Genomic DNA, 9,903 nt, shown 5'->3' on the forward strand with positions numbered 1-9,903 from the left:
CACCTCTCTATTTTCGGCATAATCTCACTGTGCCCAATAGATAAAACGTACCGTAAATGCAGCATATCATTGAGCTGACTATCCAAAACGTGATTGAGTTTTGTTGCACGACGGGAGATGAGGTAAGAAACGGCCCAACTAAGCCAGCCAGCCCACGTAACAAATAAACAGCGGTAATTAACACTAAACAGATTTTGAGCAAAGGTAGTTTAAAAATAACTCCGGCCCCAGATAAAGCATATAACCCCCATCCGGTAAGCACTGAAGCAATCACCAATGTGACAATTGTAGGATATGGATCACCGTCTGCAGCAAGTTGAGCCATTCTTTCACCTGCGCCAAAAAACAGATACCAATCTGGACCACCCCAAACACAACCAATGTGGAGTAATGCAGCTAGAAAGCTTAAACACCCACCTATTATTAGTTGATTATTCTTGGCCATCTAAAATCCTTTTAGTACATGATTGTTTTTAGCACATGATTGTGTAAACAAAAGTCTATTGCCCGTTTATTGCTTAGCCTTGCAATGAGAGCAGTGGTAAATTTGCGTTTTGACAGATTACTTACCATTTAATAAACGAGCATTAAGATAAGCTTGCTTTAGTGTTATTCCAATTAGAGACAGTAAGCTTTTAAAAGCCATAATCACTAAACCAACGCCCACGAGTGAATCTACAGGCATAAAAGAAAACATGTATATTGCTTGGCCAAGCATTATGCCGATAAAAACAGTCTCGTATGAGGCTTGTTTATCTAGCAAAATTATAAGCCCTGCTATAAATAGTGCGCCGCTATAGTAAAAATTATCTGAATCCCACGGTTCAATTTCACCCGTAATATACGGAGACAAAAATAAAATTGCTGCGCCCAAAAAACTAGATAAAGAAATACTAAATAAGAAATGTTTCAACGGCATCCTCCGTGATGTTTAACGCCTCAATAAAAGCTCAATATGTTTGGCTAGACTTTGTAATGTATCGACTGAGCCTAGGTGTCATTGCCCAAGCAAACAGCGGAAGTAGCATTCGCGTTTTATTAGGTGCCAAAGCCAGCTAGCTTAAATTTTTTAACAATATTTTCAGCGCTGTATGTGAAGCAACTGAACTCGATAATAAGAGGGTATGTTCTTACTTTGTGATGAAGCTTTATTCCTTGGCCGATAAACGGAATAAAGCCTAGCGGCTCAAAGAAATATATGTCTTCGGGTTTGAAAGTGTAAGTCCCTAATATTCCCGCGCGTAAAGTAACCTCGTTGTTTGACAATAAAAGCTTACCCATGGGCCAGTTTACTAATATGTCGTCAATGAGCACTGCTCCAGACCATTTTTCAATCATAATTGCCTTGGTACTTTAAGCTTGAAATAAGGAGCGCATGCTTGCTGGCTATGGCCGTGCAGGGCAAGATACTTAAGTGAATAGTCATGTTTTAATTTAGCCAATCATCTTATTGACTACCAGCTAGCACTGTATTTTTTATTAGCTTTAAAAGCTTCGACTTCCAATGGTGCTTTACCGTATCCGTACTCCGCCATATCAGAAAAGTGTTGGTTGATTACATTATCTAAACTGGACCGTTCGATTTGCAAAACATGCACCAATTCATGAGCGAGTTTTGGCCTATTTAATTTAAAATCTTTGCGACTGTAAATTGAATACCCAAAAACTTGAGCATTGTTAATTATCCCTTCACCAATAAGTCCAACGGCTTCGCCAAAAACTTTTAATGCAAAGTTTTCATAAGGGTAAGGAACTTCATCCACATAAACAATTCTTACTTTTTCTGGGTGCACAATTCCTATTTCAGCCGCCAACAATAACTCTTTATTATCTAAAGGAGTGCCTATTTCCTGTCCTTTTATATCCGTCTCATATGCCCAGTCTATATACTGAGGCAACAACACACCTGTGATAATTTTTTCGTAAGACATTGCTATAACAATAACTACAACTAACAAGAATAGTGACGTGAATTTAACCCATTTCATTTTAATAAAAATCCTTTTTTATGGTTGTTTTTGTGTCCTAACGAGCGCGAGCGGGTGATTATAATGTTTTGTTGTGCCCACCTCGGTTGGCCCTTTTATATTTCTCTTGATATGCGCGTCGCTGTTTTGTAATTTCATATAGAACGATACCGGATGTAGTACCTAGATTTAAGCTTTCAATCATCCCGAACATTGGTATGGAAACACAAAAGTCACTTCGCTCAACTGCTTCATTAGTAATACCACGTGATTCGTTACCGAACCTCTCCTTATTGTTTGTATAACATCCAATCTATACATGGTGGCTAACAACCACCATCACTTTGCCTGTCCAGTCACGAAGTGGCGATGGTTGATAAACTTGTTAGGTGTTACATTCTTCAAACCGCTGAACCTTAACATTTTCGATGCTAGTAATCCCACTCCAGAAGCCAAACCTTCCATTATAAGTGTCATCTATACTATAGATGATTGGTGCCTCGCTAAACAGATGTTGTGATTCAAACTTACCTCCCACATGAGTAGCTTCGTCAGGTCTAAGTGTGACTAGCTTGAAATCGACTATGCTCGGTATTAAAGGTGTATCGTTTACTGATGTTATACCTCGGGTTGATAAATACACCCCAATAACTTCACCCGAACGAGTACTAACACTAGGCTTACTAGTCTTGGTTATTACTGTCACTTCATTTTTGCTAATATTTTTAATATAAACACCTGCATAATATTCATAAGGTTTTCGCCCTTCACTTTTTTTGCATATCAAATTAGGTGAAAATAGTTGCAACTCTTGAGCATGAATTGGAAATGAAAAAACAAGTAGTAAGAAGAAGCAAAATAATTTCATGTGTTCACGTCCCAGCCCCCGCAGCGGGCGAGCTTGATTTTTCTGTTATGCGATGCGGTTCTTGACTACATCCGCTTCGCGCCACGTGACCGCTAGATAAAGTATGAGTATAGCGGTACTTATTTCTATGATACTAAAAAACACATAGTGAAGGGTGCCGCCCATATAAAGGGTGTAACTTTGTATTGAGCCAGTTATTAAAGCTGCAACAATATTGAGATACTTGTTAATACGAAACACCAAAACCCGTGACAAAACTATCATTACCATGGGGATTTGCATGATAAACGCAAAGGAAAGCAAAAACTCTTCCGTAAGTTCCATACCTCCGATTTCGCCGGCAATAAACCCTTTGAGCGTCTGTGCGTGGTGAAGAGAAAATATGTCGCAGTAGATATAGTTAACTGAGAGAAAAATCCATAACACTGATAGAAGCTGTTTTCTATCGCCATTCCATTCGAACATATAATTTCCTAAAAGTATGACTTCAACACACGCAAATAGAAAACAAAAAAGGAATTATTTCAAGACAATACAAATACCTTGTTACAATTGAGGATAAAACCAGCCAAATGACTTTGGGTTTATACAAGTGTAATCCCCGCATAACTTCCAAATAATAGGCAAAAAATTGTTGGCTAAAATGTTGAGGAACGGAAATAGCTAACTGTTTTTTTGTCCTTATTAATTAGCTTGTTTAATTGCTAACTTCGCTGCTTTAGCTAATTTATCTAGAGTTGTTAGGATTTCATCTTTTTCCAATGAAGCTAAACCTTTTTCTATAGTTTCGTATCTCACAACCGATTTTGGCATAAGAGAAAGGGTTTCTTTAGCAAAAGAAACCGTATTTATTAAGCGACGACAATCTTCAATAGCGTATTTTGTTTGCCCATATTCATCGAAGTTTGGACCACCAACATTAATGATTGGTAATAAGTAATCTTGAATTTCAAAAGATGGAAAGTACCAACTATTTTGACCTTCCTTAATATTAGCAATATTCCACGGAATCAAAGATTCACCTAACTTTTAAATAAGGGGGAAGACATGTGGGCTAAAATCCGAACGAAGTGAGCAGCCCAAATGTCTGCGTCCCAGGAGACAGAAGGGAGTGCCAACAGCTTTTTGTTAGCTGCGTTTTTGCCACGTTCTTGGAGCTCTGCTTGTATGCATAACAGCAAATACCAGAACTTTATTGCCAAATATTTTGTAAAAAACACCAAATGGAAAGTGTCCGATGAGCACGCGGCGAAAATCCCGGTACACTTTCTGGTAGATCTCTGGGTTTTCCGTGATGTTAATCAGTGCTGATTCTACAGAGGCAATAAAATCATTTCCTAGTCCAGTATGGCATTGTTGATAATAAGAATATGCCTCTTTGATATCTTCTTCTGCTTCCGGCCTGATAGATAAAATAAATTTCACTGGCCAGTGATTCTGCTCTTAACGTCGCTCCAACTTGAACCAAAGTTTTGGTCAGCTTCGAAGGACTTTAGTCTATCGTTAAGAAGCTGAGCTTGCTCTTTTGATAATTCAATAGACTCTTGTTCAGCAGCTACTGAGTCCCAAATCCTCTGGGCGAGTTCAACTTTTTCTATAGCTGAGAGGTTCTCTATTTTCATAGCAGGTCTCCTAATATATCTAGTGCTACAAGTATAATTGTTTATTTGACAAAAGGTATTTCGATTTCATTGAAGCAGCTAACTTTAAGCTAAGGGGCGCAAATACGTGGGGCATAATGGCGAAGCCGCCCCGCGTATAGGCTTCCCAGCGACCGAAGGGAGAGACTTAAGCGCTTTGGTACGCCCAGCATGGGCGTGAACTAATGAGCGGGAGGCCGCCCCGGAAAAATGTCCTCAGTGGGAAAGTCACTGTTTACATAGCTTGTTAGTTATTAAACGTTAACTACTAGTGAATGGCAAGGGCTAAACCGCGAGGAATAGTCTGAAGGAAGCCGGACGCAAAACTGCGAGCTGATGAACAAGAATATCATATGAGGCGTAGGCTGGAGGCGAGATAGCCAAAGATATCGAAGCCACGTGATTTAACGGCCACTGTAAATGATGCAGCAGTGCAGGGTATTAAAGACCTCCGGTTACCCGATTTATATTTGTGGATATTCAACCCACTGAACATTTGTTTGTTGGATGCCCAAACCCTGTTTGAATTTAGTTGGAAATTCGAGACTCGGCTCGTTTAGCCAGCCGCGCTCAACAAACAAGTTATAACCTGAGTCCGTTTTTTCGTAACGGACTGCACCTAACCAAATCGCGTCCCACTGCCCAAGAAATTCTAGATCTTCTAGTGTCTCAGGGTAAGTGCCATTTCGAATTTTATGCAACTCAATAATTGATATTGCAGAAACAAAATTTTGGGTTCCGAATGTTGTATCTGCTTCTGGAAAAACACCAAAATCACATGCTGTAACAGAAAGAAGCATTAGGGCTATGAGAAAAATCCTTTTCACTTGGAACATCCTTCGGAAAATATAACTTTAAGCTAAGGGGCGCTGATGAGTGGGGCATATGGCGAAGCTGCCCTGCGTATATGCGTCCCAACGAGCGACAGCGAGTGAAGAGAGTGAACTTGAGCGCTTTGTTATTTGCCATTGCTTTTTTTATTGAACATAAACCAATACGTGATAGCCACAATAACTGAACTATAAGCATATATAAACAGAATTCCATACTCAGTTTTCGTCACCAATAAGGTAATTAATGTAGGAAACATACTTACGGGTAATAGCATACTGAGTTTGAATTTATTGATACGTTGGAGTAATAGCGCCATTGGCAAGCCGTAGAAAAAAGTCAAAACTACAGCGAATATCCAGCCCAAAAAAGCCATAATAAGCCCAACATCAACTAAGCCTGTTGTTGAAACAACTTCATTTGTCGCCAACGCGTAGAAGAACAATACTAGATACAGAAAACACACCGCAGGAAAGACAGCAAACGGAGCAACAAGAAGAGCTCGAATGTTTTTACGGGTTGTCAGGCTAAATGTCTTCATGGCATATAGCACTTAGCATAACCGGTTTTTGGCGCTTTTCCGCAAATTCGGTTAATGGTTTTGTTAGTTGTGATTTCAACGACAAAGCTCATACACTTCTCTTAATTTTGTCCAATCCGCATCGGTTTCAACTTGCATTTTTATGGGAAACTTTGGCAAATTTGACAGCGCAGAATTAATTTTTTCACCCACAGCATTTATATCATTTGTGTAAAAATGCCATTCCCTTGTCCCATTTACTGTATAAGTGAAAACAAAAATGGCAAGTCTATCAATATCCAATATGGGGACTATTGCATCTTCGAACTGGCGCATTTCCTCACTCAAGGTGTTAGACGGCATACCGCTCGAATCAGAGTATTCATAGTCCCAAAATATAGTAAGGTTTTTAGGGTAATTTTTGTCACCGAGTACAAAATGCAAATCGGGTCTATACCTGATTATACTCGGTTGCCCATTCACTTTACTCTCAGCGATGTTCCAAGACGCCGTATCAGCTGCCTCAATATCCATATGCCTTCCTATTAGCAGTCCCTTCTTTATTAGCTTGTTATAAATACCCTTAACCTGTGTTGCCAGAAACAAGCTCTACCGTTTCTAGAACTTTAGAAACCACTAATTCAGGGGAATCGCCTGGTATATTATGAGTGGCACCCTTAGCAATAACACGTTCTGAGTTATCTGAAAGCTCACTAATACTTTTTTGCATTTTTTCCCAATCATCTGTCACGCTAGAGAATCGAGGGTTTCCAGAATAAACTTCTTTGTCATGGCTTATAACCAACATTTTTAATTTACCAAAGTCATAATTAAAGTTTTTTAAAGGCGTGTAAAAACCTTTTTCGTTGCGGTAAGTTGAAAGCACATGCGCCCACCTAAAGCCTGAATAATATTGGTCTAATCGTTTTGACGTTAGGGAGTCGTACTCTTTAAAAATGTTTTTAATCTGTGACAAACCAAATGCCGCATTTACGTACTGCCATATTTTTACAGAATCAGAGATTGGATCGAGCTTTCCGCGCATAACTGTATGCTGATTTTCGTGCGCTGAATCTAAAAGTATCAGAGCGACCAAATTGGTTTTGGCTCTTGCCACCGTTCTTCTGGCAATAATTCCACCATAAGAGTGTGCTACCAGAACTACAGGGCTTTCTCCTGCAATGTGTTTTATGAGAGATTCTTGGAGATGTGATTTTTCGTCTGTTGTGAAAGTTCGTGGTACATCATCACTTCCTCCATAACCCAACCTATCGTAATAACAAGCGGTAAAGTTTTCGGGAAGTTCTTTTACGATAGGTGACCAAGTCACTTCGGAATCTGAACCGAAACCTGTTTCAAAAAACACATAAGGCTCTCCCTTGCCTTTACATACATACCGCACTTTTTTTTCATTAAAAGTAAAGTAACTACCTGAAATAGAGACAGGATCATTTTGTAGAAACGCAATCGCACGCAACAATAAATAGCTACAAGATATTACTAGTACTACAAAAATTACTTTCTTTGATGAGATATGTTGAAAAGTAGATGACATATTAATCCTTTAATTTGTATATGCATAATGGCTAAAAGTATTTATAACACTTACAATTTCTTCATTTACTGAACATCTATCTTTCTAACTAGCTAATATTGAGCTAGAAAAAATAAAATCAAAATTATGACTTGAGACTTCAACTTAATCTCCGAGATTCATAACTTCCGAATAACAGGCTAACAAAGCTTGACTATAATTGTGAACGCAGCGAACCAAGCCAAGTTTTATTAGTCTGCGTTGATTTGCTTGTTATGATACATTTTCAGCCAGTTTTGAGCTTCTTCGATAATATGCTCTTCAAATTTCGTTTCGGCTTCTGAACGTGGTAAATCAGTGTAATACAATATTCTCGAACCATCCCTGCAATCCCATATTTCTCGTAGCCAGCAGAAAATATGCTCTAATCCTAAACTATCTCCAAGATACTTTTTGACTGGGTATTCGTCTTCAACTTCCCCCCAAACATAATTATAAATATATGAACCGCCGACTTCGGGCTCAATTTCTTTATTTACAATTTGCTCGCTATTAAGGTTGTTTAAAATGTACAGCGCATTGGCTTCGTTGGGACTCATACTCTCAAGTACTTTTAAATAAGGGGCGCAGGCACGTAGGGCAGAATGGCGAAGCCGGACTGCGTGTTTGCGTCCCAGCCCGCACAGCGGGCGATCTTGATTTTTTTGTTATACATACATTGCCCCTACAAAGAAAGCTAATGGAATTGCTATAAACAAAACAAAGCGACCAAGTTTTTTTGGCTGTTCTGTAGCAACTACTACAACATTGTATAAGACGGTTATTGCTACAAATATTGAGCAAGCTAACAAATAACCGACTAATCCAAATTGCGCTAACAATAACATTGAAACAAGAATGGTGGGCGCTGTAGCTAAACCGACAAGTAGTTTGTTTGAATAGTCCATTATTAGTTTCTGTTTACCGGTATGTATAACTTTAAGCTAAGGGGCGCAGATGCGTGGGGCATAATGGCGAAGCCGCCCCACGTATAGGCGTTCCAGGAGAGTTAGCCCACGGCTTAAAACGTTTTTTAGGCATTAATTAATGTCCCTTCGTTTTACTAGAGGTCCGATTAGCGTGAGTAAGCTGTAAATAGCTAGAGTTAAAACACTAACTAGTATTAGTGGGCCAATAGGTAAGAAAACTAACATGTAAACGAACTGACCAACAATAACACCGAAATAAATGCTATTTAATGAAGCGCTCTTAGGTATTGCAGCGATAAAGCCAACTATGAACAAAGATACTAAATAGAATACAGGTGGGAAAGCATCCCAAGGCTCTACTTCGCCAGTTATAAAGGGAGACAAGAACCAAATGACTGCGCCTAAAAGTGCGGAAAATATAGCATTTATAGTAAAATTTTTCATTGGCCCTTCCATGATGCTGGTCTTACCCACTGAAAGTGGACATCCATGTTAAGCGTATGCCGATTCGTATTCATATGGGCTTACATAACCCAGTGTGGCACGCAGTGACACACGTGTTAAGCGCTTTGTTATATCCCGTCCACGTAGATTAATAAAATCCCATTTGGATAATCTGAACTTGGTTCCATGTATTCAAAGCGGTTTATTGAGGCGAAAGATATTGAATTGATAGATTCGTCTGTAAAAGAGCTTAGACTTTTTCCATTTATATTAATCGCTGGTGTTCCTGCAACACCGGTTTGTTCCATGCCCGGTATTGAACGAATAATATTGGGGATATTTTGCATTAATTCGCCACTTGAAAAGTTGACGGATTGATTTGATATTGCGCCACCTAAACCTGGATATGAAGTAGAGTTGTCTGCCATTACAGGAACGGAGACTAATGCAGCTAGCAAGAGAAGATTTTTCATAACTAATTTCCTTGTTTTACGTTTTTCAATTAAACAGAACACTAAAAACTAGATAAGTTTAAAGGATATAACGGCCCGCATAACGGGCAAAAATACGTAGGCTACAATACCAAGCGAAGCGCAGGGAGCCTACGTGTTTTTGTCCCTAGCGAGCGCAGCGAGTGTTAATGCGTTTGTTAGGTATACATTACTCACCGTACTCTGATAAGTACAGCTTGATACCTAGACGCCCCATTATAGACATTGCTTCTGGTGACAATATTGCCCCGCCACCACATGCATTCTCTCTTACAGTAAAACCAAGATCTGCTATGTACTTTGCTGGTGCGAGATTGAGAGGATTTGTGAGAAGCCAGGATTCTAGTGCTTCTATCTGAGATGGTAATTCCCAATCACCTTCTGCAAGGTGAGCTAATTTTTCACCTGAACCATCTACTTTGACATAAATTGGCACTGAACCTTCCTTGTATACCTAACTTCCCACTAAGGGGCGATAACACATGGGCTAAAATTAGGAACGAAGTGACGCAGCCCATGTGTTAGCGTCCCAGGAGAGTTCCCCCACAAAAGTGGGCACTCGTTTTAATTGTTAAGTTACATACTTTCATATTGCTGTGGTGTTTTAAAGTTCAACGATGAGTGTATTCGCTGATTATTG

General features: G+C 39.4%; 19 protein-coding genes. All 19 read right to left on the minus strand.

The features are described 5' to 3' along the window. Positions 1 to 7 precede the first annotated feature (7 nt). The 19 genes from Q4561_RS11650 to Q4561_RS11735 all read right to left on the minus strand — a co-directional run bounded on the left by Q4561_RS11650 (position 8) and on the right by Q4561_RS11735 (position 9,699). Positions 8 to 445: a hypothetical protein gene (locus Q4561_RS11650; protein ID WP_303460539.1), complete on the minus strand. Its 438-nt coding sequence runs from the start codon at positions 443 to 445 to the stop codon at positions 8 to 10. A 117-nt stretch (positions 446 to 562) separates the two neighbouring features. Continuing rightward, on the minus strand, positions 563 to 913 hold the full coding sequence (locus tag Q4561_RS11655) for a hypothetical protein (protein ID WP_303460542.1): 351 nt from the start codon (positions 911 to 913) through the stop codon (positions 563 to 565). A gap of 125 nt (positions 914 to 1,038) precedes the next feature. Further along, positions 1,039 to 1,338: a hypothetical protein gene (locus tag Q4561_RS11660; protein ID WP_303460544.1), complete on the minus strand. Its 300-nt coding sequence runs from the start codon at positions 1,336 to 1,338 to the stop codon at positions 1,039 to 1,041. 116 nt (positions 1,339 to 1,454) lie between these two features. Then, positions 1,455 to 1,988, minus strand: a complete 534-nt coding sequence (locus Q4561_RS11665; protein ID WP_303460546.1) for a hypothetical protein — start codon at positions 1,986 to 1,988, stop codon at positions 1,455 to 1,457. Between the two features lie 58 nt (positions 1,989 to 2,046). Then, positions 2,047 to 2,280, minus strand: coding sequence for a TrmH family RNA methyltransferase (locus Q4561_RS19820; protein WP_368411529.1), 234 nt, complete (start codon positions 2,278 to 2,280; stop codon positions 2,047 to 2,049). Between the two features lie 72 nt (positions 2,281 to 2,352). Next, positions 2,353 to 2,835 (minus strand): hypothetical protein, encoded by a 483-nt coding sequence (locus Q4561_RS11670; protein ID WP_303460548.1) that lies wholly within the window; start codon positions 2,833 to 2,835, stop codon positions 2,353 to 2,355. 45 nt (positions 2,836 to 2,880) lie between these two features. Next, positions 2,881 to 3,300, minus strand: coding sequence for a DUF6326 family protein (locus Q4561_RS11675; RefSeq protein WP_303460550.1), 420 nt, complete (start codon positions 3,298 to 3,300; stop codon positions 2,881 to 2,883). 219 nt (positions 3,301 to 3,519) lie between these two features. Continuing rightward, complete coding sequence (locus tag Q4561_RS11680; RefSeq protein WP_303460552.1) at positions 3,520 to 3,849, minus strand: hypothetical protein; 330 nt, start codon at positions 3,847 to 3,849, stop codon at positions 3,520 to 3,522. 114 nt (positions 3,850 to 3,963) lie between these two features. Further along, a complete protein-coding gene (locus tag Q4561_RS11685; protein ID WP_303460554.1) occupies positions 3,964 to 4,260 on the minus strand; it encodes a type II toxin-antitoxin system RelE/ParE family toxin in 297 nt (98 codons plus the stop codon). Further along, on the minus strand, positions 4,257 to 4,457 hold the full coding sequence (locus Q4561_RS11690) for an addiction module protein (protein WP_303460556.1): 201 nt from the start codon (positions 4,455 to 4,457) through the stop codon (positions 4,257 to 4,259). The genes Q4561_RS11685 and Q4561_RS11690 overlap by 4 nt, the downstream gene beginning before the upstream one ends. Positions 4,458 to 4,939: 482 nt before the next feature. Further along, positions 4,940 to 5,302, minus strand: a complete 363-nt coding sequence (locus Q4561_RS11695; RefSeq protein ID WP_303460558.1) for a hypothetical protein — start codon at positions 5,300 to 5,302, stop codon at positions 4,940 to 4,942. A gap of 131 nt (positions 5,303 to 5,433) precedes the next feature. Then, positions 5,434 to 5,847 (minus strand): hypothetical protein, encoded by a 414-nt coding sequence (locus Q4561_RS11700; RefSeq protein WP_303460560.1) that lies wholly within the window; start codon positions 5,845 to 5,847, stop codon positions 5,434 to 5,436. A 75-nt stretch (positions 5,848 to 5,922) separates the two neighbouring features. Then, positions 5,923 to 6,360, minus strand: coding sequence for a DUF695 domain-containing protein (locus Q4561_RS11705; RefSeq protein ID WP_303460562.1), 438 nt, complete (start codon positions 6,358 to 6,360; stop codon positions 5,923 to 5,925). Between the two features lie 49 nt (positions 6,361 to 6,409). Further along, the gene (locus Q4561_RS11710) at positions 6,410 to 7,381 is read right to left on the minus strand and encodes an alpha/beta hydrolase (protein ID WP_303460564.1); all 972 of its coding nucleotides are present in this window, start codon (positions 7,379 to 7,381) and stop codon (positions 6,410 to 6,412) included. Positions 7,382 to 7,611: 230 nt separating this feature from the next. Beyond that, a complete protein-coding gene (locus tag Q4561_RS11715; protein ID WP_303460567.1) occupies positions 7,612 to 7,959 on the minus strand; it encodes a hypothetical protein in 348 nt (115 codons plus the stop codon). A 108-nt stretch (positions 7,960 to 8,067) separates the two neighbouring features. Then, positions 8,068 to 8,307: a hypothetical protein gene (locus tag Q4561_RS11720; protein WP_303460569.1), complete on the minus strand. Its 240-nt coding sequence runs from the start codon at positions 8,305 to 8,307 to the stop codon at positions 8,068 to 8,070. 132 nt (positions 8,308 to 8,439) lie between these two features. Next, positions 8,440 to 8,772 (minus strand): hypothetical protein, encoded by a 333-nt coding sequence (locus Q4561_RS11725; protein WP_303460572.1) that lies wholly within the window; start codon positions 8,770 to 8,772, stop codon positions 8,440 to 8,442. 128 nt (positions 8,773 to 8,900) lie between these two features. Continuing rightward, positions 8,901 to 9,245, minus strand: coding sequence for a hypothetical protein (locus tag Q4561_RS11730; protein WP_303460574.1), 345 nt, complete (start codon positions 9,243 to 9,245; stop codon positions 8,901 to 8,903). Between the two features lie 187 nt (positions 9,246 to 9,432). Beyond that, positions 9,433 to 9,699: a hypothetical protein gene (locus Q4561_RS11735; RefSeq protein WP_303460576.1), complete on the minus strand. Its 267-nt coding sequence runs from the start codon at positions 9,697 to 9,699 to the stop codon at positions 9,433 to 9,435. Positions 9,700 to 9,903 lie beyond the last annotated feature (204 nt).

This window comes from Alteromonas sp. 1_MG-2023, from assembly GCF_030547075.1.
Classification (GTDB): domain Bacteria; phylum Pseudomonadota; class Gammaproteobacteria; order Enterobacterales; family Alteromonadaceae; genus Alteromonas.

What these genes read in the sequence shown, in the direction of transcription:
- Q4561_RS11725 (WP_303460572.1), bottom strand. Translation starts at nt 8,772, where the DNA reads ATGAAAAATTTTACTATAAATGCTATATTTTCCGCACTTTTAGGCGCA.
- Q4561_RS11730 (WP_303460574.1), bottom strand. Translation starts at nt 9,245, where the DNA reads ATGAAAAATCTTCTCTTGCTAGCTGCATTAGTCTCCGTTCCTGTAATG.
- Q4561_RS11710 (WP_303460564.1), bottom strand. Translation starts at nt 7,381, where the DNA reads ATGTCATCTACTTTTCAACATATCTCATCAAAGAAAGTAATTTTTGTA.
- Q4561_RS11690 (WP_303460556.1), bottom strand. Translation starts at nt 4,457, where the DNA reads ATGAAAATAGAGAACCTCTCAGCTATAGAAAAAGTTGAACTCGCCCAG.
- Q4561_RS11665 (WP_303460546.1), bottom strand. Translation starts at nt 1,988, where the DNA reads ATGAAATGGGTTAAATTCACGTCACTATTCTTGTTAGTTGTAGTTATT.
- Q4561_RS11675 (WP_303460550.1), bottom strand. Translation starts at nt 3,300, where the DNA reads ATGTTCGAATGGAATGGCGATAGAAAACAGCTTCTATCAGTGTTATGG.
- Q4561_RS11700 (WP_303460560.1), bottom strand. Translation starts at nt 5,847, where the DNA reads ATGAAGACATTTAGCCTGACAACCCGTAAAAACATTCGAGCTCTTCTT.
- Q4561_RS11705 (WP_303460562.1), bottom strand. Translation starts at nt 6,360, where the DNA reads ATGGATATTGAGGCAGCTGATACGGCGTCTTGGAACATCGCTGAGAGT.
- Q4561_RS11720 (WP_303460569.1), bottom strand. Translation starts at nt 8,307, where the DNA reads ATGGACTATTCAAACAAACTACTTGTCGGTTTAGCTACAGCGCCCACC.
- Q4561_RS11670 (WP_303460548.1), bottom strand. Translation starts at nt 2,835, where the DNA reads ATGAAATTATTTTGCTTCTTCTTACTACTTGTTTTTTCATTTCCAATT.
- Q4561_RS11650 (WP_303460539.1), bottom strand. Translation starts at nt 445, where the DNA reads ATGGCCAAGAATAATCAACTAATAATAGGTGGGTGTTTAAGCTTTCTA.
- Q4561_RS11715 (WP_303460567.1), bottom strand. Translation starts at nt 7,959, where the DNA reads ATGAGTCCCAACGAAGCCAATGCGCTGTACATTTTAAACAACCTTAAT.
- Q4561_RS11660 (WP_303460544.1), bottom strand. Translation starts at nt 1,338, where the DNA reads ATGATTGAAAAATGGTCTGGAGCAGTGCTCATTGACGACATATTAGTA.